At 57.4% G+C, this 23,180-nt stretch carries 15 protein-coding genes and 1 pseudogene; 8 read left to right on the plus strand and 8 right to left on the minus strand.

Annotation, left to right across the window (positions count from 1 at the left end):
- Window positions 1–98: 98 nt before the first annotated feature.
- The 6 genes from ACE3RX_RS11845 to ACE3RX_RS11870 all read left to right on the plus strand — a co-directional run bounded on the left by ACE3RX_RS11845 (window position 99) and on the right by ACE3RX_RS11870 (window position 13,909).
- Window positions 99–2,237, plus strand: a complete 2,139-nt coding sequence (locus ACE3RX_RS11845; protein ID WP_374483669.1) for an N-6 DNA methylase — start codon at window positions 99–101, stop codon at window positions 2,235–2,237.
- Window positions 2,228–3,400 (plus strand): restriction endonuclease subunit S, encoded by a 1,173-nt coding sequence (locus ACE3RX_RS11850; RefSeq protein ID WP_374483671.1) that lies wholly within the window; start codon window positions 2,228–2,230, stop codon window positions 3,398–3,400. Before ACE3RX_RS11845 ends, ACE3RX_RS11850 begins: the two co-directional genes overlap by 10 nt.
- Window positions 3,393–6,491: a type I restriction endonuclease subunit R gene (locus ACE3RX_RS11855; RefSeq protein ID WP_374483674.1), complete on the plus strand. Its 3,099-nt coding sequence runs from the start codon at window positions 3,393–3,395 to the stop codon at window positions 6,489–6,491. Before ACE3RX_RS11850 ends, ACE3RX_RS11855 begins: the two co-directional genes overlap by 8 nt.
- Window positions 6,488–7,213, plus strand: a complete 726-nt coding sequence (locus ACE3RX_RS11860; RefSeq protein ID WP_374483676.1) for a M48 family metallopeptidase — start codon at window positions 6,488–6,490, stop codon at window positions 7,211–7,213. Before ACE3RX_RS11855 ends, ACE3RX_RS11860 begins: the two co-directional genes overlap by 4 nt.
- Before the next feature lie 800 nt (window positions 7,214–8,013).
- Entirely contained in the window at window positions 8,014–12,972 is a 4,959-nt protein-coding gene (locus tag ACE3RX_RS11865; RefSeq protein WP_374483678.1) for a hypothetical protein, read from the plus strand.
- Window positions 12,959–13,909, plus strand: coding sequence for a hypothetical protein (locus ACE3RX_RS11870; RefSeq protein WP_374483680.1), 951 nt, complete (start codon window positions 12,959–12,961; stop codon window positions 13,907–13,909). The genes ACE3RX_RS11865 and ACE3RX_RS11870 overlap by 14 nt, the downstream gene beginning before the upstream one ends.
- A 41-nt stretch (window positions 13,910–13,950) precedes the next feature.
- Here ACE3RX_RS11870 and ACE3RX_RS11875 read toward each other — a convergent pair whose 3' ends face one another.
- The 7 genes and pseudogenes from ACE3RX_RS11875 to ACE3RX_RS11905 all read right to left on the minus strand — a co-directional run.
- Complete coding sequence (locus tag ACE3RX_RS11875; protein ID WP_374483682.1) at window positions 13,951–16,611, minus strand: helicase-related protein; 2,661 nt, start codon at window positions 16,609–16,611, stop codon at window positions 13,951–13,953.
- Complete coding sequence (locus ACE3RX_RS11880; protein ID WP_374483684.1) at window positions 16,595–18,214, minus strand: hypothetical protein; 1,620 nt, start codon at window positions 18,212–18,214, stop codon at window positions 16,595–16,597. The genes ACE3RX_RS11875 and ACE3RX_RS11880 overlap by 17 nt, the downstream gene beginning before the upstream one ends.
- 12 nt (window positions 18,215–18,226) lie before the next feature.
- Window positions 18,227–18,601, minus strand: coding sequence for a hypothetical protein (locus ACE3RX_RS11885; protein ID WP_374483686.1), 375 nt, complete (start codon window positions 18,599–18,601; stop codon window positions 18,227–18,229).
- Window positions 18,594–19,805: a hypothetical protein gene (locus tag ACE3RX_RS11890; protein WP_374483688.1), complete on the minus strand. Its 1,212-nt coding sequence runs from the start codon at window positions 19,803–19,805 to the stop codon at window positions 18,594–18,596. Before ACE3RX_RS11890 ends, ACE3RX_RS11885 begins: the two co-directional genes overlap by 8 nt.
- A gap of 413 nt (window positions 19,806–20,218) precedes the next feature.
- Window positions 20,219–20,785: a DnaJ family molecular chaperone gene (locus ACE3RX_RS11895; RefSeq protein WP_374483690.1), complete on the minus strand. Its 567-nt coding sequence runs from the start codon at window positions 20,783–20,785 to the stop codon at window positions 20,219–20,221.
- A gap of 194 nt (window positions 20,786–20,979) precedes the next feature.
- Entirely contained in the window at window positions 20,980–21,246 is a 267-nt protein-coding gene (locus ACE3RX_RS11900; RefSeq protein ID WP_374483817.1) for a hypothetical protein, read from the minus strand.
- Window positions 21,247–21,273: 27 nt separating this feature from the next.
- Window positions 21,274–21,495 (minus strand): annotated as a pseudogene (locus tag ACE3RX_RS11905) (Sir2 family NAD-dependent protein deacetylase); the annotation flags it as partial.
- Between the two features lie 169 nt (window positions 21,496–21,664).
- Between ACE3RX_RS11905 and ACE3RX_RS11910 the strand changes: the two are divergent.
- A complete protein-coding gene (locus ACE3RX_RS11910; protein ID WP_374483692.1) occupies window positions 21,665–22,021 on the plus strand; it encodes a hypothetical protein in 357 nt (118 codons plus the stop codon).
- Here the strand turns inward: ACE3RX_RS11910 and ACE3RX_RS11915 are convergent.
- Window positions 21,940–22,185 carry a hypothetical protein gene (locus tag ACE3RX_RS11915; RefSeq protein WP_374483819.1) on the minus strand — a complete coding sequence of 82 codons (246 nt, stop codon included), beginning with the start codon at window positions 22,183–22,185 and terminating at the stop codon, window positions 21,940–21,942. The genes ACE3RX_RS11910 and ACE3RX_RS11915 overlap by 82 nt on opposite strands.
- Window positions 22,186–22,256: 71 nt before the next feature.
- Here ACE3RX_RS11915 and ACE3RX_RS11920 point away from each other — a divergent pair, with 71 nt between their 5' ends.
- A complete protein-coding gene (locus tag ACE3RX_RS11920; protein ID WP_374483694.1) occupies window positions 22,257–23,039 on the plus strand; it encodes an ATP-binding protein in 783 nt (260 codons plus the stop codon).
- Window positions 23,040–23,180 lie beyond the last annotated feature (141 nt).

A 23,180-nucleotide genomic window follows, 5' to 3' on the forward strand; every position in this document is an offset into this window, starting at 1 on the left:
CCCGGCCGTCAGGCTGGCGGCTGGAGGCGGCAAATTGAATATTTCAGGGCCGACTCAATACCCAGATCATCGCCCCGCTGGTCAGCGCCAACGCCCGGTTGTCGAAGAGCGATTTCCCCGACTTCAACGATCCGAACAAGCTCGGCGAAGGCAAGGACATGGTGGAGAAGCTCTCCAACCTGATCGGCATCTTCCAGAAGCCGGAGCTCGACTTCTCCCAGAACCGCGCCGAGCACGACGACATCCTGGGCGATGCCTACGAGTACCTGATGCGTCACTTCGCCAGCGAGAGCGGCAAGAGCAAGGGTCAGTTCTACACGCCGTCCGAGGTGAGCCGCGTCATCGCCAAGGTGATCGGCATCGGGCCGGACAACACCAAGGCCTCCACTATCGCCTACGACCCGACCTGCGGCTCCGGGTCGCTGCTATTGAAGGTGGCTGCCGCTGCGGGCAAGGCAATCACGCTGGAAGGTCAGGAGAAGGACGTCACCACGGCCGGCCTCGCGCGGATGAACATGATCCTGCACGACTTCCCGACAGCCAACATCCAGTCGGGGAACACCCTGGCTGCGCCCAAGTTCAAGGACGACGAGCAGCTGCGCACCTACGACTACGTGGTCGCCAATCCGCCGTTTTCCGACAAGGCCTGGAGCACCGGCCTGACCCCGTCCGACGATCTCTACCAGCGCTTCCAGTGGGGCGAGCCGCCCGCAAAGCAGGGCGACTACGCTTACCTTCTGCACATCATCCGGTCCATGAAGAGCACCGGCAAGGCCGCCTGCATCCTGCCCCACGGCGTGCTCTTCCGCGGCAACGCCGAGGCAGTGATCCGCGAGAAGCTGGTCCGCTCCGGCATTCTGAAGGGCATCATCGGCCTGCCGGCCAACCTGTTCTACGGGACCGGCATCCCCGCCTGCATCCTGGTGCTCGACAAGGAGAACGCGGCCGCACGTAAAGGCATCTTCATGATCGACGCCAGCAAGGGCTTCATCAAGGACGGCAACAAGAATCGCCTGCGTGAGCAGGACATCCACAAGATCGTCGACACCTTCACCCGTCAGATCGATACCCCGCGCTACGCCCGCATGGTGCCTTTCGACGAGATCGCCGACCCGAAAAACGGCTTCAACCTCAACCTGCCGCGCTACATCGACAGCACGGAGCCGGAGGACATCCAGGACATCGACGCCCACCTGAACGGCGGCATCCCCGAGCGCGACCTGGACGCGCTGGACGCCTACTGGCAAGTGATGCCCGGCCTGCAGTCGGCGCTCTTCGATGCCCTACGCCCTGGTTACGCCCGCCTCAAGCTGGCGCCCACCGAACTCAAGCCCACTATCCTCGGCCACCCGGAATTCGCTGCCTTCAACCAGGCAGCAACCCAGCGCTTCATCGACTGGCGTGAGGCCACCACGCCGCACCTCACCGCCTTCGACAAGGATGACCACCCCAAGGTGCTGATCGAGACCATCGCCGAGGACCTGCTGGCGCGCTTCCGCGAGGCGCCGCTACTCGACGCCTACGACCTCTACCAGCACCTGATGGACTACTGGGCCGAGACGATGCAGGACGACGCCTACCTGATCGCCGCCGACGGCTGGGTGGCCAAGCCGACCCGCATCATCGAAACCGACAAGAAGGGCAAGACGAAGGACAAGGGCTGGACCTGCGAGCTGATCCCCAAGCCCTACATCGTCGCCCGCTACTTCTCCGCCGAGCAGGCCGCCATCGACGCGAAGCAGGCCGAGCTGGACGCCAACACAGCCCGCCTCGCCGAACTGGAGGAGGAACACAGCGGCGAGGACGCAGCTTTCTCCGGCTTCGACAGCATCACCGTTGCCGTCGTCAAGGAGCGCGTCCGCGAGATCGGCAAGGACCCGGATGGTGCCGACGAGTTGAACGTGCTGAAAGAATGGCAGACCCTGACCGAGCAGATTGCCGCGCTCAAGAAGCAGCTCAAGGCGGCTGAAGTAACTCTCGACGCGCAGGCCTATGGGCACTATGCCCAGCTCAGCGAGGCGGAGATCAAGACGCTGGTTGTGGACGACAAGTGGATGGCTCACCTGTCGGCTGCGGTGCAGGGCGAACTGGATCGCGTCTCGCAGACCCTGACTGGGCGCATCCGCAAGCTGGCGGAGCGTTACGCAGCGCCGCTGCCTGTACTCACCGACGAGGTGGCGATGCTCGCAACCCGCGTCGAGGGACATCTTGAAAAGATGGGGAGGGGATGGAGGTGAAGTCGGGGTACAAGCAAACGGAGGCGGGGACTATCCCGGACGATTGGGAAGTACGTGACATCAGATCAGTCTGCAAGCTAATAAACGGACGAGGATTCAAACCGTTCGAATGGAAGACTTCCGGTTTGCCGATAATCCGAATTCAGAATCTGAATGGATCGGACGAATTTAATTATTTTGATGGCTCATACGATCGAAAGCTTGAAGTCAGCACGGGGCAGTTGTTATTCGCTTGGTCCGGCAGCAGGGGAACGTCGTTTGGCCCACATCTTTGGTTGGGTCCACTTGGGTTGCTGAACTATCACACCTGGAGAATTCAAGTTGATAATTATGAGATTAATCCGGCCTTTTTCTTTCACGCGCTCAAAAAGCTGACCGAGTTCATAGAGGGAAGAGCTCATGGAGCTTCCGCCTTAGTTCATGTCCAGAAATGGGAAATGGAAGGGTTCACCTTTCCTGCCCCCAGAGATCCACTCGAGCAACGAGCCATCGCCTCCGCCTTGAGCGACGTCGACGCACTGCTGTCCGGTCTGGATCGCCTTCTCGCCAAGAAGCGGGACCTCAAACAAGCCACCATCCAGCAACTCTTGACCGGCCAAACCCGTCTCCCGGGGTTCTTGGAGGAGTGGGAGGTTAAGCGGTTGGGCGAGGTTGTAACATTTCAGCGCGGACACGACTTACCTCAACACGCTCGACGGCAAGGCCCTATCCCCATAATCAGTTCAGCCGGCATTACGGACTATCACGATATCGAGATGGTTAGTCCTCCGGGGGTTATTACCGGGCGATACGGTACGATAGGTAAGCTATTCTTCGTCACAGAGCCTTTCTGGCCGTTGAATACGACTCTCTATGTCAGTGACTTCCATGGCAACGATCCGAAGTTCGTTTTCTACCTGCTTCAGCGATTTGACTTTCATGCATTCAGCGGCAAGAGCGGTGTGCCAGGAGTAAATCGTAATGATCTCCATAGCGAGCTTGTACTGTTACCAAACAACCACGCAGAACAACTTGCAATCGCCACCGTCCTCTCCGACATGGATACCGAACTGGCTGCCCTCGAAGCCCGCCGCGAAAAGACCCGTCTCCTCAAGCAAGGTATGATGCAGGAATTGCTGACCGGCAAGACCCGACTGATTACCCCCGAGCGCGACGATGCCTAGAACCACTCGCCCAGAACGCCAGACCCAGAACCGCGTTGCTGCCCTCTTCACCGACGAGGCGCGCCCGGACTTTCTCGGTTACCGCTATCTGGGCGACTGGAGCCAGCGCGAAGATAACCGCCCCATCGAGACCGAACTGCTGCGGGCCAACCTCCTGGCCCGGGGTTATTCCCCCGCCCACATCGCCGCCGCGCTGCAGAAGCTCGAAACCGCCGCCGACGCGACCGGCATCACCCTGTACCAAGCCAACCTGCGCACCTACCAGCTGCTGCGCTATGGCGTGCCGGTCCAGATTGCTGCCGGCCAGCCCCACGAGACGGTACATCTGATCGACTGGACCAAGCCGGAGCGCAACGATTTCGCGCTCGCAGAGGAGGTCACGCTGAAGGGCGGCTATGAGCGCCGGCCAGATCTGGTGCTCTACCTCAACGGGATTGCCATCGCGGTGATCGAACTCAAGCGCAGCTCGGTTGAAGTGGCCGAGGGCGTGCGCCAGCTCATCACGAACCAGGAAGAGATCTTCAACAAGGGCTTCTTCAGCACCGTGCAGCTGGTGTTGGCAGGCAGCGACGCCCAGGGCCTGCGCTACGGCACCACCGGCACGCCGGAGCAGTTCTTCGTTGAGTGGAAGGATGAGGCACCGGCCGACGCCGAGCCCACGCCCGGCCAGCTGCTCGACCGCCCGCTGGCCCAGCTGTGCAGCAAGGCCCGCCTGCTCGACCTGATCCGCCATTTCGTGATCTTCGACGCCGGCCAGAAGAAGGTCCCGCGCCAGCACCAGTTTCAAGGTGTGAAGGCGGCCCAGGCCCGTATCGCCCAGAAGGAGGGCGGTGTCATCTGGCACACCCAGGGCAGCGGCAAGAGCATCCTGATGGTGCTGATCGCCAAGTGGCTGCTGGAGCACGACCCGGACGCCCGCATCCTCGTCATCACCGACCGCGACGAACTGGACAAGCAGATCGTCGGCGTGATGCGAAACGCCGGGGTGATCGGCGAGAACTCACCGTCACCACGCATCACTTCCCGGGCCGACTTCATCCACAAGCTTGCGGCGACCACTCCGCGCCTGCTGTGCGCGCTGATCCACAAGTTCGATGTGGCCGACTTGGAAGGCCCCGGCCCGGCCGTGCATGGCCGCTTTTACGTCTTCGTCGATGAATGCCACCGCACCCAGGGCGGCGACATGAATCGGCAGATGAAGCGCTGGCTGGAAGGCGCGATCTTCATCGGCTTCACCGGCACCCCGCTCCTGCGCAAGGACAAGCTGATGACGCGGGACGTCTTCGGCACTTACATCCACACCTACAAGTTCCATCAGGCGGTGGCGGACAAGGTGGTGCTGGACCTGAAGTACGAAGCCCGCGATGTGCCGCAGCAACTGACTTCGCAAGCGGCGATCGACCGGTGGTTCGAGCAGAAGACCCGGAACCTTAACAACTTCCAGAAGGCCATCCTGCGCAAGCGCTGGGCGACGATGGAGGCACTGATGAGCGCGGGGGAGCGCAAGCAGCGCATCGTCGCCAACATCATCGAAGACTTCAGCCTCAAGCCCCGCCTCAATAACGACCGGGGAACGGCGATCCTGGTAGCGGCCTCCATCTACGACGCCTGCCATTACTTCCGTCTGTTCCAGAACACGAACTTCGGCCCCTACTGCGGCATCGTCACGTCCTTCGAGCCGAACCACAACGCGATCTCGCGGGAGCCGCCGAATAGCGACGAACGCTACAAGTTCGACACCTACACCCAGCACGTCCTCCAGCAGAATCACACGACCAAGCAGTACGAGGACGAGATCAAGCGTCGCTTCATCAAGGAACCCGCCAACCTCAAGCTGTTGATCGTGGTGAGCAAGCTTCTGACTGGCTTCGACGCCCCCAGCTGTACCTACATCTACCTCGACAACGAACTACACGACCACAACTTGTTCCAGGCCATCTGCCGCACCAACAGGCTGGACGGCGACGACAAGGATTACGGCTATATCGTCGACTACAAGGAACTCTTCGGCGACGTGCAGCAGGCGATCGCGGTGTATAGCTCCGACGAGCTGGACATCGATGCGGGCGACGGCGGCGACAACAACGTACGCCTCAAGAACTGGCTGGAAGAGGGCAGGAAGCAGCTCGACGATGCCCGCCAGGCGCTGCACTACCTGTGCGAGCCTGTGCCCCAGCCCGGCGAGATGGAGCAGTTCCTGCGCTACTTCTGCGGTGACGCTGCCGACCCCGAGGCACTGAACACGACCGAACCGCTGCGGGTGTCCTTCTACAAGGCGGTGGCCTTGTTTACCCGTGCCTACGCTGATATGGCCCAGAACCTGATCGAGGCGGGCTACTCTGATGCGGAGGAGGGGGCACTGAAGCGGGAGGTCGAGTTCTACGCCGAGGTCCGCGCGGCCATCAAGCGGCACTCTGGCGAAGAGCTCGACATCAAGCCCTACGAGGCGGACATGCGCCACCTCATCAACACCTACATCCAGGCCGATCACGCGGAGGTATTGGGCGAGCTCGGCGATATATCGCTGACCGAGCTGATCATCCAGACCGGCATCCACGACGCCATCGCCAAGAAGCTCAACGAGAGGGGCAAGCTGTCGAAGAACGCCGTCGCCGAGGGCATCATCAACAACGTCCGCCAGACGATCATCCGGGACCAGCTGACCGACCCGATGTTCTACGCGCAGATGTCCCAGCTGCTGGAGGATCTGATCCAACAGAGCCGGGACGATACCGCGGCCTACGAGGAGTTCCTGCGCAAGGCCGAGGAGCTGGTCAAAAAGCTAGCCGCCAAGCAGCCCAGTGACGGCATCCCGGCCAGCCTGCACGGCCTGCAGGAGGCGACGGTGCTGTACAACAACCTGGGCTCGATCCCGGCCACCCAGTTCAGCTACCCCACCGCCGACGAAGATCGCGCCGCGCTGGCCCTGAAGATCGACTCCGCCATCCGGGAGCATGCTCCCGCCGGCTGGTATGGCGACCAGGCACGGGAAGCGCAGGTGCTGAACGCCCTGTTCCCGCTGCTCGACCGCGACCGCGACGCGACGCAGGCGCTCTTCGAGATCATCAAGAACCAGCCGGGCTACCAGTGACCGAAACGATCCAGATCGGTGAATTAGCCATCGCGGTCACCCGCAAGGCCGTCAAACACGTCCATCTCTCGGTGCATCCACCGGAAGGTCACGTCACGCTGGTCGCCCCGGCCGCCACCCGGCTGGAAGTGGCCCGCGCTTACGCCATCTCGAAACTGGGCTGGATTCGCGACCAGCAGGCCAAGCTGCGTGCCCAGGCCCGGGAGACGCCGCGACAGTTCGTCGAGCGCGAAAGCCACTACCTGTGGGGGCGCCGCTATCTGCTGACCGTGATCGAGGCGGACACTAAACCCGCAGTGAAGCTCGACCATCGGCAGATCACCCTCAGCGTGCGCCCCGGAACACCTCAGGCCAAGCGGGAAGAGGTGATGCAGGGCTGGTATCGGGCGCAGCTCCACGCCGCTGTGCCGCCGCTCATCGAGAAGTGGGAAGCCAGGCTGGGCGTCAAGGTTTCAGCCTACTTCCTGCAGCGCATGAAAACTAAGTGGGGAGGCTGTACTCCCGCTACCCGCACCATCCGCCTCAACACCGAGCTGGCCAAAAAGCCGAAGGACCTGCTGGAGTACATCGTCGTGCACGAGATGGCACACCTGGTCGAGCCGACGCACAGCGAGCGGTTTACCGCCTTGCTTGATGAGCATTACTCGACGTGGCGGGAGGCGCGGGCAGAGTTGAATGAGTTACCGCTGGGGGCAGAGTCCTGGGGCGCACAAGAGTCATGAAGCGCCAATCGGCAGCTCCAGCGCTGGCGCAACGCCAGTGCTTTGAGGCTGTTGTGCCCGACTTGAGCATGCGGCTGCCCTTGGGCGTTGGGCGGAGTTCACATCCATCGGCTGCCGTTTTGGACAGCCAGACGCTGTAATCGACCTACGCCGGTGCGCGTGCCGCCTGCTGACGGATCTCGATCAGGCTCTGGACTAGGCTGACGTGCCGAGCCGGCTCCGTCCAACGAGCGGCGGCGCTCATCAGACTGATCCAATCGACACGTCTGAACGGACCGCGCATCCCTGCGTACACGCTCCAACATCAAAAAACCTATCCCAATCCCATGGGCGACTGGCTACGCGACAGAACGTCTGGCGTATCAAATTTCCATTCGCTAAAACATATTGAGATTTCACACTTGAAAATCTGAATTGGAAAATAAAGTCCGGTTTTGCCGCTTTGAAACTAATTCCATTTTCCAATCTAGAAAATGAGAAAACGCTTTGAAATCGTTTGTTTTCCGATAGATTTCATGCGAAACGAAACTCAAAAAACTCACTTTCTGATCAAGCCACCCCTGTGCTGCATGATTTTATTTTAGCCGCCCTCAAATTAGACGTCCCTAGAACTATTCCTCACGCGAAGCGGTGATATCGTCCACCAAGTCAACTGCAACAAACTTCGGCAACGATGAAAAGAAATACAACGCCCGGCAAGCCTTCATCTAGGCGGACGAACTTATCCATAAATCAACTTTGTGGGCGATGGGCTTTTTTCCGTCAGAGCCTGTGCCAAATCGAGCGCGGAGTTAGTACCAGTGAGCAATACTGAGAGTGCAGCCTTCCCTTGGCTGGACAGGGAACTAAGCGGTGACGAACTGTTTCTTGCCAAGCGCATCGCCTGGGCTATTCATTGCCCTGCAGCCGGACAGGGCTTTTTAGTGGCTTTCAGCCTGGCAATTGACTCGCTCGAAGCTCTGGCACTGGCGTGGACGCAGATGCAGAGCTCGATCGATATTTCCCACATCGTTTACGCCGTCAAAAGCGCTCGTGCATGCCTGATTGCTTCAACGACGCTGCCGTCCGTAGTACGAAGCCGCCCCGACCTAAAACCATTGTCGCAGAGTTATGCGCTATGGCATTCAGCCGTAGAGAAGGCTCACTCCATCGCAGATGCTAAAAAAGTTCGCCAAGCTCTCGGGCTGACGCTGCTTTGGCACATGGGCAAAGGGGAAAAAATCGGCGAAAGCATTTCTGATTCGCTCAGGATTTTGGTCGATTGTGGTGCTCGTCGCGGACGTCACGCACAATTTTGGAAAGATATTATCCCTTTGATCAAGCCCGATAGCACGGTACTCGAGGAACTTGCCAAGGAGGAACGTCATGATCCAGTTGTAAAGCTACTGCGATCTTTGGCCGGCTATGCAGCCACATGTGTTCTTCCCGTTCGCCCCTCAGCTTCGAGTCCCGACTCAGATCTACTACAACAAGAATTCCGTCCCGGTCTACACGCTGAAAGCAATAAGAGAACGGAGGATCGAGATTGCTCCAATGACAGGCAGGAGCCGGCGGAAGAAGTATTGGAAAAAAATCATTCCATTATTCGCTGGCAGGTTGCGCGTGCGACCCGTGCGCCGTGGCCGCATGTTTTAGGCTTGGCAAATTGGGATATCTTCACCCCGCCCTTGCTTAAAGCTGCCCTAGCCCACGTCCCGGGCAGTTTCGGCGACAAGAGTTTTTGTGCGTATGCAATTTTGTCTACAGTGTCAATGGTTGCTGCACTGCCACCTCGCTTGGCATTGAAGCTTCCTCTGACGCCGAATAACGACATCTGGATAGACGTCGCTACCGCTCATGTCTGCTGGCATCTGGCAGAGATTGTGCCTCGAGGGGACACAACAGCAGCGATCTGGGCAGGGGGGTATCAGCCCAGTCAAATCGTCCGACTGCCGTTGCCAAAGTTAGTAGCTGCTGCGCTAAATGCTATTGACGCACGCCGTGAATCTTCTAGCACTTTACTGGAATTTCTGTTCGGTGAAAACGCACATACGGAAGACGTCTTGTTTGCATATGGACGATTCCTGCGCTCAGGTGGCGCGGCTTCAGAAATACCTGTCGGCTATTCGGCGCGCATCGCATATAGCTTCGGCGCGGTGGTTTATCAGGTGAGCCGCAACGCGGTTTTAACCGCGCTCGCCAGCCTTGATCTACGCTTCAGCGCTCCTGCCGAGCTTGACTATTTGTGTATTCACGAGGATGCCATCGCTAAAGCAGTAGGTGATGCCTTCGATTATCTCGGCTTTGGCGAATGTGTTACGACACCCGATCCACGGCATGTGGGCTCGCCCCTTTGCCCAAAGCCAGAGACGATTAGAAATGCGCTCCAGAAGATCCACGAAGAGATGACCAGTATTGTTGGCAGGGTTACTCCGCGCATGCCCATATTCAACTTCGTCAAGAATTTCAACCGACTTGCGGAGCTGAGCGCCCAGGCTTTTGTCATCCTTAGTGGACATCGGGGTAGCAAAATGGAAAGAATTAACTTCACTTCGCTCTATTCCTCGCCAGAGTACTTTCAGCTCAACGACAAGCTGACGAAAAATAACTCCACCCGAATAATTTCGAAGACATCCTCCCTAAATTCCTTGCTTGACGGCCATCTTGCTGCGACCCGGTCGTTGGCAAAAAGGCTTGCCAAGGATTGCCCAGCGGTGGCAGCAAGAATAAATAGGATTGCAAATTTTGAAAAACCATTTGCACCCGTCTTCTTTACTGTTGAGGTTGAAAATGGCGCAACCCTTCATCCCGTCAAGTTGGAGCGGCAATCCATTGATGGCACTGAATCTGGAATCGCAAAAAACGGCGGACGCCATTTTATTGTTTCGGAATTGGTGAAGCGGGGAGTGTTCGCGCCATTAATAAGGGTGATCACTGGGCATGCGCGGGAGGCGGCTGCTACATTTCATGCGGCGGCAGGGTTGTCACCTGCGGAGGCGCTCGAATCTCTGCGCCCGTTGCTGGGCGATGTCTACGCAGAGGTAGTCCCGGCTGATTGGCCGTCTCTAAGACAACCCCCCTGTAATTTTCCTCTGGTGGCAATCGTTCCCAAAGCCAGGCTGATCGGAATCACTCCCGAGATTGTCGTCAATGATGATTTTGCTCCGCCCCCAAGCTTCCCCAAAGAGCCTTTTCACAGCCAGACGCTCGCCTTTTATTCCTACGGGAAGTACTTGGTAACGGAGCTTCTTTCCGGTGCGCCCGGACTATCTCCGTGGGTGGTCGTTTTTAATTCACTGATGCTAGTGGAGTCGCTTTGGCAGCCCTCTCGAATTGCATCAGCATGGGCAAGCATTTCCAAAAAGGAGGTATGGAGACTGGGCAATACGCTGACCCTCAGAATTGAGCGGGAAAACCAGCAGCCTATAAATCTTCCCCTTCACCCCATCACCACGATGATGATCAACGCTGCCTGGGGTAGCCCAATTCCTGAGTATTTTGAGTGTGTAGTGCTGACATCCCGCTGGGTATCGTCGCTGACGCCACATACTAGGTGGGCCTCAGAACCAGATATCTTCATGCGTCAATACTCGGACATTGCTCACGCGCACCATGTTATCCGACTCCCACCTTGGTTAATAACGGCCGTAAAAACCGAAATGGAGGCTGCTGCGATATCACTTTCGTCTATTGCCCGTATAGCTTATGGACGCCCGGCGCTCTCAGAGGCGGCTGAACAAAAAGCGCCTCGAAGACCTGCAAATGTGAGCAATCACGATCTTCTTTCTGAAATAATCCGTATTGTTAATCACATGGGAGACAACTCTAAACGGCATGGTGAGGACGGCGCGCGCAAAACTGAACTTGCCAAAAAACTGCTCGCATGGAAGGCAGGCTGCGGCGTTTCCGTTGGCATCGCAATCGATATCTCGGATTGGATCATTGCTGAATGTGGAAAAAAGAAAAGTGAAAAATCGCATCTGGAAGTCTCCTCAATTGCGACTTACCTATCAAGGCTGCGTCCGTTTCTGGAGAGGGTCGATTTAAACGAGGAACTGGAAGACCTGGACAGTACTGAGTGGAGAGAGGGGCGTCGACTCGTTTTGGGCGACCTCACTGGTGACTCACAGAAGCAGGCGTCCTCCATCTTTAGACACTTTGCTCGTTTTTGGCTGGACAGGGGCTGTGTCGCAATATCTCACGACATCCTTTGGGATACTCAAAACGAAGAAAAAATCGGCCGGTGTCACAATGCCTCCAGCACGTATGTGACGGCGCAGGAGGCCGACGCTATCGTCGAGTCAGTGACCAGATCATTTGACGCGGACTCTCTTGACGCAGCACGAGCTACACGCTATGCGCAATTGGCTACATGCCTCCCGCTTCGCTCCTCTGAAGTCGGTCTTATTCATTTTCAGCATGTATTTCATGATCTGGATGTGGTCGCGATAACGACTTCTGGGCGCAGCCATCTTAAAAACCCAGAATCAAGCCGGCGCCGAATTCCGGTTCCTCATTCCATAAGCGACGCACTCGACTTATTGAAAATACGCATTAATTCTGCAGATCCGACGTCGAGGGGGTATTTTCTATCGACTGACTCCAGTTCAGACCAAACACATATAGCCGACATCAAAAATGCGATGCAGGACGCCCTTCGCTCCATCACAGGAGAGGGGTTGGTTAAACAGCACTCCCTGCGTGGCTCCGCTGAGTGCCGAATGGTATGGCCTGAATTCGAGCAAGCCGTTATTTCGATGAAAAATTGTACTCCGCCTCCGCAGATGAGTCGTGCTCCTGATGCTCGCTGGAATGAGGTGGGGCGGGCTGCTATGGCTGCCGGACACCATCCACTCTCGGCAATAAAGTACTACCTTTCGATGTGGCCTATATTTTTCTATGCGGCTAATTTCCAGATCTACTCTACTTGTAGGCCACGAGTCGGTTTTGCTCGTTTTCTTCCCGAAATCAAGGAAGACAACTTTCGCCAAATTCTTTCTCGTTCAGCGAGACGTTGCGAAGAGAATGAAGCTGCGACGGGCAGTGGCGAAGCAGCGAAAGAAAAAGATTTTTGGCAGAAACTGCTCTGCCGCTCCCAGTTTGCCAGCGAGATCAAACTGATTGAGGATCTTCTGCAGCCCACGCCCAAGTCGCAGACTTCGGTTGCGCCGGATGAGCTACGGCCCGCAAGTCTTGCGCTGCAAATAAGCTATGTTGCGCTTCGTTTTAACGGATATCCACCCGAATCGAGTGCCGATATATTTGGACTATCCGCTGCCGATTCCCGGAGACTTGATCAGCTGATCCCCGACCTCCTGTCAACAGACTCAAACGAGCTCGGGATGTCCCTTAAATTCGCAAGGGCGGAATGCCCTGGAATGAGCTCAGCCATTGTCGAATGCTGCGATCTCGACCGTCTAAGGATTGCCTTACGCGCGACATCTTCGGAAAAACGAAATTCAACATCGCCTCTCACTAAAATTTTTGAGGCTACCCGGATATTGCTCAGTCTCATTCCGTCTTACCTGACGCTCACAATACTTCCTGAAGTCGATCATGAGGTAGCTCAACTTCGAGCAGCTCTTTTTAATCTGGACAACGGGGTTGAAGTCAAGCCGAGATCTCTGGTCAAGACGATGCGGTATCGAATTCAGGTTCTTCCACGCGAAAAGTCCAAGCAAGGACCTCGTCCTCAGGGGCAATACACACGTCTTTTTAGGGCTCTTCTTCGTTCGCAAATTCTGCTTCTATCACAAGGAAAAAACAATGACCTCAAATAACAACAACCCGTTTAGTCAAGATGCCGTCCAATATGTGCTTGGCCTGCCCGTTCTGTCCCTTAAAAAAGCTCAGAGTCTGCTATCTCCACCCGGAGATTGGGTGTTTATAGACGATGTAATCCGACTTCTCCAAAGTGCAAAGAGCGCTCTGTTCGGCCTTCGCCCAAGAGGCATGGCAAATACAAACGTCGTTATTTCTCGCGACATGACTCAAGCTGCACTCGTCCGTACAAAGGGTCCGCAGAGAGATCTCCATGACGATGCTGGTGATCAGCCACCAGAGAGTTCGGGAGTGGATAAGGCCGAACTAGAAAGTGACGGCATTCTCGACAACAGCAAGCCGTTTGATAGCGAAGGAGCAAAGGCGGCAAGCCGACGCGCTATTGAGACCGCGCAGAAACTGATCAGCATGTATAAAAGTGGGGCTATTTCAAACGCAGAAGATTTTCTTGAGGTGCTTTCGACGAGCCCCGATGCCGCCGTGACACGACACTACCTTACCTTCCCGGGAAAACATCCTTTTGATGTAAGCACTCCAGACTTTACTTTCCCGATCGGGGGTAGTCCTGTTTTCCCTCAACACCTTGAGTCCGCGGAGCGGTTTAAGGTTACGTTGGAGAATATTGGAGATGTTAATAAGGATTCGGTTTCTGCTCGATTGATTTCTGTGAACTCCGGCCAAAAAAACCCTTGTATTCGTTTTTTTTCAAACAACAAAAGGTTCACGGTTCATATCGGCACAAGCCACGACGCTCTCCTCATCCGGCACCCAGGGGTATCGCTGTGTGATGAGCTGAAGGCCGAAGTAACAGTAACCGTGGATACAACCAAGGGAGTTGTCTGTGCGCTAACTCTTGTCAGGATTCTTAACAAAGACGCCCTCAAGCCGTTTGTTACAGAAATTAGTAAGCAGATCGAAATTCAGTTCGACGCGTAGGCGAGGATGCCGATTTTCTCTGCGTATGGAAAAGATATATGTCATTTTAGAAGACCAAAACCCTCTGGTGAAAAATTGGGCGCGCTGGCATTGATGTCGCTGACAATGACCGGATCAATCCCGAAGTCTTCACTCATGCGAGGCGAGATCACCACGCCATGTAGTTGTGCACGTAACTCGTCCCAGCGCTCACGGAGTACCGCCCAGTTTTGCTCGTCGTATGTACCTTTGAATATGATGGGCCTGATCAAAATGCGAGGGAGATCGTCGGCTGAAATGTTTTCGTTCAGACTGGTTTCTAATTGTTTCTCCCAGAGGCTGCCGACTCGATCTACGCGTCCGATTTGCTGCTCTACCACGCCTGGATTCCATTCCGGATGGAGTAGCACGACGGTCTTGCATGCCTTATGAAGGTTAAGGCCCTCCCGGCCGACTACCGACTGGGCAACCAGCACGCGGGGGTTGCTGTGAGGACGATTGAATGCCAATTGCAGCAGACGCCGGGTTTCCGGCTTGGTACTGCCATTCATCAAGCGTGCAAAGCCACCTTCGGGGCGGTTGAATTCCTCATCTAGACGCCCCTTTAGAAGGCTCCATAGATTGTTGGCTTCGTCGTCATCAAGGCTGCCGTCTCCATTTTCGTCGCCCTCCCCACGTTCGCTGGCTGCTTCGATGAGATCGGTGAATGCCGCGGCAATGCGCGACGCATTGGTTTGATCTTGCCCTTGCCCTGAGCCTGTGAGTTCCTGCATTACCTTGGCCACCAATCCCACTGGGCTTTCGTTGCTTTCGCCGTGCAGCCCGACCGTTCGCTTAAAGGCTTCGAATACTTGTCTTTGCGTCCCTTTGGCAGGCAATCCAGCATCTAGTAGTTCAATTAGTCCGGCACGGCTTTCGCGGCGACGATTCTCAAGCTCCCGATATTGGCGGATGAGCATCGAGTTGATCTGTTCGCGATCGAGCGGCCCTACCCGCATCAGTTGGCTATGAGCGGCCTGAATCGCTTGCCATTCATTCTCGTGGATCTTGGCCTGAGGCCAAGTGTTACCAGAATCGAGCGTACGTAGCATCTCGCGGGCATTGAGCAGTGCGACCAGGGCTTGCAAAGGCAGAGTGAAGCGGCCGAAGACCAGCACCTTCTCGTCCTTGCGGGTGACCGCTTCAATAGCGTCGACTGCAGCCAGCAGGGCGGGATGTTCGTACAGCGGATTATTGTTTCCCGAGAAGGCGTCCGAGATCACCTGTCGCCACCACGCGGATCGTTGCGATCGCTTGTCTGCTGGCGGCGTCTGAGCTAGATCGCCGAAAAGCGTGAGCTCAGAGCCCTGTGGTGCTTGCTGCGTGTCTAGCGCCAGCTGCTGGCGGTCCTGTTCAGCGTCGCGCTTAACGTGATCGAGAAGTGCTGCGATGCCGTGTCCGTTACCCATGGTCAGCCGGATACGTTTGGATATGGAGTCTTTTGTTTTGCTGGAAACGATGGACAGAGCTTCTGCCGCGCAGACGGCCTGACGCCACCCGGGGCTGAGATTCAGGGTGTCAACCGATACCTCCAGTTCCTTCCGATATGCATGGATGGACGTATTGGCCCGCTTCGCAAAAACCTGCACCCAGGAAACTTCTCGTTTGTCACGACGCAGCAAATAAGGCGAGAGCGCACTCTGAAAGGTCTCAGACGCTGAACGATAGATTTCTCGGGCCTCGCCGTTGCCGGGGCATTGCCGCACCTTGGCACAGGCGTCGGCGTAGCGTTCAAAGACATCCCCGTCCGTATTGCACAGTGTGGAAGAATCGACCCCAATGCGTCCGAGTGTCTGGTGCCATTGGAGGACATCCAGTTCCACCGGCGTGGCGGTCATGGCCAGTCGACGAGCGGTGTCTCCCACCAGTACGACCTGCTCGAGCATGCGCGACAAGCCGCTCTCGTCGCCACGGCTCTTGTGAGCCTCGTCGATGATCACCAGATCGAAGATGCCCAGGCCAAGGCCTACGGCTCGCTCCAGCCACGGACGCAGGCTCTGGTTGCGGCTATAGGCTGCCCCATCCATTGCCCCCGGCCACGGCGTGTGATCGGACAGTTCGGTGATCAGGCGGACTGCCTGATGGGATTCGGGCAGGCCAGCGACTGTTTCCGCGATACTCTTTGCTGCGGCTTGAACCCAGCCATCAGTAAGTTCCTCGTGGCCGTTAAACCCTCGGGGAAAGCGAGTCCCCTGCTGCTTGCGCCACCAGGCATAGAGCGTTGGAAGCAGCGCCCACCGCCACGCGTCGCTCTTTTCCCCCAGCCGCCAGTTGGTAAACGCATGGGAAACCAGCACCACATCCTGCTCGAACCAAGGCGTGTCCTCTGAACGTTGCGGATCCCACGCGGCGAGGAATTGCCACAGGCTGCGAAGCAGATGTGGTGACTGAATGCCGCCATCCCTCAGCTCGTCGCGCCACTGATAGCCCAAGCCCGGCGGAACGAGGACTGCGACGCGGCCTCCGGCCTTGAGAACACAGCGGGCCAGAGCAACAGCTATACGTGTCTTGCCCATGCCGACTTCGTCGGCAATGATGACTCCGTTATCCGGGAGACGGGTCTTGATACCCCGCAGGCTCGCGCACTGGCCGCTGTTGAGAGGCCAGCTTTCGGTGCCTCTGGCTGCGGCCAGAGCTTCAAGCTCAGTGGCAACGGCGTGCCACCCACTAAATTGTTGCTTCATTGTGGGCCTCCCCAATCGTCAGCAAATCCGTCGTTCCCCATTTCTCATTTATCCGGGCCAGCGCCGCCTCGTACAGTCTTCCCTCCGCGGAGTCTGATGTTTCGGCAAAGGAGGGCCTGAAGGCGGCAACGCTCAAGGGGCTCAAGGGGTTCAGGCCGAGAGTATGGAAATACGCCAATACGGGGCTGTCGGCGATTTGTGACAGCGTCTGCTCTAGCCGAACACACCATGCTGTCCAGTCGGCCGGTGTGATGCCTGTCTGTTTGGCCGCGATGTTTTCGACTAACTCCATCATCTGTCGGATGGGGTAGGCCGGAACAAGGGCTGCCGACGAGTTGCCTCCAGATGTTTGCTGGGTGGGCTCCTCGTCGTCGGGCCCGCCGTCCACGTCACGTGCAGCCGGGAAGCCCACCAGTGCCCACCAGGCTTCGTCGAATTCCAGCCGTGTCAGCTCCGTTGCGGCAAGACGTCCAAACTCGTCCATCACCGGGATGAGGCATTCCCGCTCCTGACCCTCGTCCTGCCAGCGGACACGGACTTGCCTTGGTTTGCATTCTGGCCACCAAAACCCTTTTTGGCGCTTGGCGCACGGGTTGCCAGCTTCGTTTAGCACACAAAGGTCTTCGGGCAGCACCTGCGAAGACTGAAGATACCCACCGGTATCGGCGTCGAGCCATGCCAGCCATGCGATCGGCGGGGCCACGAAAGAGACGCCCTGTTCCGGCATGTCAGCGCCAGCCGCCAGGGACGTGCCTCGGGAGAGTTCGGTGTCCCACTGGATCGGCAGCAAGTTTGTGACGAGGGTACGCGGATCGATCCGGGCTTGCGGATACCACTGAAGATTGTCAGGAGCGAAAATGACCCCCGCCTCAAGATTGCCCCGATCGCGAGACATCGCCTCTATGAATCCGGGGCCAGTCAGGTTGCCCGATCCGAGATAGAGCCAAGCGCTAGTGCAGTGGTTTGAACTTTCAATTTCGCGCGCACTGAAAATGAATTTCGCGTGGAGGGATCGCTGTGTGTTAGGGCCAAACCACTGAGGCATCGGTGACGCACATCTCACGGTCCACTGACGGTCGAGAATGGCATCAAGCGAGCTTGCGACAGCTTGGCAGCCGGCGGGATTTACGAAAAGGTCGATCGATCCGGACTTGGTTAGCAGCGCCTCGTTGGTCAGCCGGGTCACGATGGCATCGAGCACGGTCGGTACTGCGCCATCAGTAGTCTGGGCCGACGACTCAAAAAAACCCGACCCCATTGCCAGGTAGTTGCGTCGGCTCTCTCCAGCCACAACCTTGACCCTGGGCACAAGTTGCTGGAATAGCGATGCACGTCGGTTGTCGATGAAGCGTGTCGTTTTACCCGCATGGGCCCTACACAGGCCAACCCACTCAGCCAGCAGGTTTCTTCCATGCGCGGTTTCACCAATGCCGTGGGCGCTAGAGGCATCTAGCACCCGCAGGTCGAACAGCTCATGGAGGGCGCCGAGCATGGACCAGGCTGCCTTCAAATCGGCGCAACGAAGCTGGAAGTCTTCGTTTCTGGACTTCAGTTCGCCCGACTCAATCTCGATGCTCCATGCCAGATCGAGGCTCTCCTCCAAGGTCTGACGGGTCTAGTTACCGGTGGAGACGAGTAGCCGGATCCGCCAGCGGCCATCGCCTGATTCGTGACGGAAACCCAATACGGCGACCTTCGCATGAAGCAGCCGGAACGGTCGCTCAGGCAGATGACGAATCGGCAAGTGGGCGAGACCAGGCACGTCCACTGGTCCGATCGCCGGATGTCCTGGATCCAGAATAAGGGCCAGTGACACGTAGCCCCCATGGGCGCGCTGTCCTTGGGTCGCGCGGGTGAAGCGCTCGGCCGCGTCGTTGAGGAAGGCCGCATCAGCGGAGTAACCGCAGATCCAGCCAAAAGCTCCCCGGTATTCCGCGGGCGCATCGAAATGCTGAGCCAGCGATAGCGGGCAAAAGTTCTTGTCAGCCATGAGTGGCCTCTTTATTTTCAGAATTCAACCAAGCTTCGATCTCGCCATCGAGATCTAGGCTGAGCCACCAAAGATTGGAAATGCGATGGGAGATTCCGTCGGGCCAGCCGTGGCTAGCGGCTCCAGGCGCATCGTTGGATTCGGGCTGAACTTCTTCAGGTTGCTCGCCGCCATGAAACGCCGGGCCGGGGCAAATGTTGGTACCAACCAGACGTAGAATCCGGCCATCGCGACCGACAAGTTTGCTCAATACCTCGACGGCAGAGTCGGATACGCACTCGCTGCAGAACTTCCTGGCCTCCACTGAGTGGTGATTTAAGTCCAGGAAGGCCTGTGCCACGCTATTCAGAGATGTCAGCGCATCCTGTACACGCGCCGGGATTGATGCGCCGAAGGCATATTTTCGTTCGGGCGTACCAATGTAAATTTCCAACTCGTCCAGCACGTCTAAGGCCGCATTACGGACCCTGAAGAATAGAGCTCCCGCATGCAAATCAGCCCAGTGCTCTGGATTGCTGATCTGTACAGGTCGGCTGTCCCAGCCGACCGGAGGTGCGGCTTGGCGCCGTGACTCCACCCAGCGGAGTGCATCGCTACGTCGGCGCCGCGACGATTCCGCCTCACGGGATGTTCCCTGATGCAAACGTGCCTGAATCAGCAATCGTGCATGGGGCGGCAAGGGGGTCAGGGGCGAGAGCGCTGCACGCAGTCGACCCGAATCGACCCGGTCGTCTTGCCCGCAAACCCACTGGACCAAGTGCTCCACAACACTCTTGTTAAATGGCCGACTGTCCTGGCAGACCGCTTCGACCAGCTCTAGCCCCTGCCTGCTGCAGGAAAAGGAGTTGAAGCGGTTGCCCGAAGTCTCGACCAGCCCCAAGGCTGGTAGGGCTGTGACGGTGGTCATGCGCATCGGTGTGGTGACATAGAAATTCGACTGGCTAACTTTGCTGAAAGAGTAGCTGTCATGCCCAATGATCTTGGTGCTTCCAAGCACGCGGCCGCCACTTGTTCGCGGCTCTCCGGTTAGCGCCAGCCAGCAGGCGATGGCTTCAATAGCATTGGCGACCGCTATTTTCGTTACCTGGCAGCCCCGTTCATTCGCCTGCTCGGCCACCAGTACGCCCAGCGTTGCAAGAAACAGCTGCTTGCCAAACCACACTCCGCCGAGTCCAGGCACGGCGAGTTCATTGAACAGGCGCACGCATGGTGTCAGGTCTAGCGTCCTGACCCTTCTGACACTTTCGACGGAGCCAGGTCCAAGTATTCCCCACTGCATTGTCATCTTCTATTGCCTCTGTTTGTCCCGATGTCATGCTAAAAGAACTGCCGCAGCTGAACCAACGCAAGGGAGCCCAGGCTCACAGTAGTAGAGCAACTGCGTCCGGGGCTGCTCCTTGCGGGTTTGAGCCGGCTTCTGGATTGATGGCTTCCAGGGAGGCCTCCATCAGTTTCATCGGGGCAGGCTGCAACAGAGTTCAGAACGATGTAATTTTACTAAGGGCGGGCGAGCCAAGGTTTTTCGAGGCGCCCTAGTGACTATCTGATTGGGGCCCAAGCACACGCTGACGTGTTTGATTACATCGAGTTGTTCTACGACCCGAAATGTATAAACGGCTAATCTGGCTCTTCACTAGAAGGGGGACTTGTGCGGAGAGCCTTCAATTCAGCGTAAGCTGAATTTATTGCCTGCATTTTTTGCAATGCAAACTGCAATAATTCTTCGTGCAGTCCTAGACGTCTTAGTTTGTCGTCATGAAAAAAATCGCATTTTTTACCGTAGGCATATCTCACCTCCGAGAAAGGACAGTTTTTTTCAACACCTAGAACTTCATACGGATCGGCTTTGGTAGCAAAGCCATCATCGTTCTTTTGATCGCCATTTTCTTTGTCGGCATGATAATTTTTCAGGTAGTCAATTTCCAATCTCAACAGATCTATATCGTAAGTTGACCTAAGGTTTTCGATGAGAATGTTTCCGTGTGCATTTTCACCGTTCCCTTTTTGAACGGCAACGGAGCTGTTTGGATATTTTTTGATGAACCGAGCTTTCCATTTGGAAAGCGTTGAATTCCCTGGGAAAGGACGAACGAAGTAATCTTTGAAGTTTTCGTTCGGAGAACTAATTGATGCGGTAAATCCTTCGATTGCATATATGCAATCCTCTAGCTCACGAACATTCATAATTACCCCCTAAAGTTGACTCCCCTCAATCCACGAAGCTCTTGAGGTTTAAAAGATACGAGCGGCCTTACCAAAGTATTGTTCTTTATTTATTTACGTCAGAAAAAATAAGTTCTTGAGGGGGGATTTCCTGATGGCATAGTTTTGTTGTCAAAGCCCCCAGCCTGCCCCTCTAATCCCGACGACGGCGACCCTCATGACATACTCCCGGCCAGTAACTCCAGCCCGGTAAGTGCGCCCAGCGGCAGGCTCACTGCCCTCGGACTGCGGATCTGCGCCTCGGTTGGGTTGATGCGTATCAGCGTGCCGCCGGCACGCTCGCCGAAATGACGTACGGTCGGAATTGCGGTGCCGGCACCCAGTTCTACCACGACGAGCTTCTCCACCTTGGCCAACCAGTCGCGCAAGCGGATGGTCTGTCTTTCGGTTCGCTGCTCGAGCCAGTCCCCATCGTTGAACATCAGGATGTTGGGTCGTGCAATGCTGCCGCAGGCACTACACCGCGGAAGCGGGGATTCAAGCCGACAGGCGTCGACATCGACGAGCGGGAGAACCCCCCCGGCGGGCCAGATCCGTGACTCGCACTGCGACGACAGGCACTGCAGGTGGTGAATGGAGCCATGGCACTCGCAAACCTGCATTTCGGAAAACCCGGCCTTCTGGAACTGCCCGTCCACATTGCTGGTAAACACGAAGGCGCCGTGCTGCATCTGCGACGCGATTCGGTGCAGTATTCCACCTCGGCACTTCGACAGGGGGCAGGCTCACCAGGGATAGTGTCAAGATGTTCTTGTCCTGCCCCAGTTCAGCCAACGCGGCGGCGGCCATGCATTCCAGTGGATCGTCTAGCCCGGTCAGCAGCAGGATCAGATGCGCGCCGTGAATGACGTGCTCGACGATGTCCGCGGTCTGCGCAGCCATTCTTTCAATGACTTCTGGTTCGCTGTCCGTGCCAAAGCCGCGCCCCACATAAAACCCCACATCGGCGCTGGAGCAGCCCAGCGTGTCGATATTGGTTTCGACGGCGATGTAGCGTATTTCCGCAATGGTCGGGGACTCGTCGGTGTCGAGTTCCTCGCGCAGGCCACACGCCATCATGCCGTCGAGCAGTCGGCAGCCGCTGTGGCCGATGCCGATGATCCTGATCTGCGCTTTCATGGGCGGTCCTTCAAGGTTTGTGGGACTGCGGCAGAGAGGCACGAGACTCCACCTTTGTCATACGGGTCAGAGCGGTGAGTGTAGGCGAAGGCTGCGACGTGACATGTCGCGTCGGCCTGGAGGTACAAGCGCGGGCCGCGCTGCAGCAGGGCCTGGGGCTGCAGCACCGGGCGGGTTAGCTTGCCGTCCCGGTCGCGGTAGGTGGCGTGCAGGGTTCGCGGCAGGGAGAGGGCTTCGAGCACTGCTGCCGGCCCAGTTTGGTGCGGCCAGGCGTCTTATCGACCTGCAGCCAGAGACCGACCCGGTAGATGTCGTGCGAGGCGGTGTAGCCGCGACCCGTCGCCTGGTGCATGGAAGCGCCAGCCCGCGTCGGCGCCAGGCCACAACGGAGTTCGATGTGGCCTATCTCAACCTCGCCGGCGGCATCGCGCCAGGGAAAATCGCCGCGGCGCTCCAGCGCAACGGCCACGGCCGGCTATGTTTCTACGGGCCGCCTGGAACCGGCAAAACCGAGTTTGCGCATGTGCTGGCCGATGCACTTGGGCGCGAGCTGGTGGTTCGTGCAACTTCCGATCTGGTGTCGAAATACGTTGGAGAAACCGAGCGGAACATCGCCGCCCTGTTCAACAACATCGATGCCGAGCGTAGCGTGCTCTTTCTTGACGAAGTGGACAGCCTGCTGCGCGACCGCCGCCAGGCCCGACAGAGCTGGGAGACGACCCAGGTGAATGAGTTGCTGCAGCAGATCGAGCATTTCCCCGGCATTCTCATCGCGGCCACCAACCTGATGGATGGGCTGGATGCTGCCGCACTGCGCCGATTCGACTTCAAGCTGCACTTCCGCCCGCTGACCCCGGCCCGGCGCCTCGCACTATTTGCCCGCGAAGCGCTCGGTGCAACCCACGACACGGAGGCCATCTCGCCACTGCTAGCCCGCAAACTGCAGAGCCTGGAACACCTCACCCCTGGGGATTTCGCCAACGTGGTGCGGCAACGCAATCTGCTGGGTGAGGAATTGGCACCGGAGGAGTTCTTGCGGCGCTTGATGACAGAGTGTCGGTGGAAGGAGCGCAGCGGTGCGACTGCGCGTGCCTAAAGAACGATATCAGCCGAGTGCGACCGTCACTCTCAGAACGCCCGAACCTCCTCTCAGCCTTTCTGCGCCAGGGTCCGTAGATTCCCTCATTCGGCAACGACCAATATTGCTTGAACAGTGAGCAAGGCCCCTCGTTCTCTT

Source organism: Zoogloea sp., from assembly GCF_041914405.1.
Classification (GTDB): Bacteria; Pseudomonadota; Gammaproteobacteria; order Burkholderiales; family Rhodocyclaceae; genus Zoogloea.

What these genes read in the sequence shown, in the direction of transcription:
- ACE3RX_RS11850 (WP_374483671.1), top strand. Translation starts at nt 2,228, where the DNA reads ATGGAGGTGAAGTCGGGGTACAAGCAAACGGAGGCGGGGACTATCCCG.
- ACE3RX_RS11855 (WP_374483674.1), top strand. Translation starts at nt 3,393, where the DNA reads ATGCCTAGAACCACTCGCCCAGAACGCCAGACCCAGAACCGCGTTGCT.
- ACE3RX_RS11870 (WP_374483680.1), top strand. Translation starts at nt 12,959, where the DNA reads ATGACCTCAAATAACAACAACCCGTTTAGTCAAGATGCCGTCCAATAT.
- ACE3RX_RS11875 (WP_374483682.1), bottom strand. Translation starts at nt 16,611, where the DNA reads ATGAAGCAACAATTTAGTGGGTGGCACGCCGTTGCCACTGAGCTTGAA.
- ACE3RX_RS11885 (WP_374483686.1), bottom strand. Translation starts at nt 18,601, where the DNA reads ATGGCTGACAAGAACTTTTGCCCGCTATCGCTGGCTCAGCATTTCGAT.
- ACE3RX_RS11895 (WP_374483690.1), bottom strand. Translation starts at nt 20,785, where the DNA reads ATGAATGTTCGTGAGCTAGAGGATTGCATATATGCAATCGAAGGATTT.
- ACE3RX_RS11900 (WP_374483817.1), bottom strand. Translation starts at nt 21,246, where the DNA reads ATGTTCAACGATGGGGACTGGCTCGAGCAGCGAACCGAAAGACAGACC.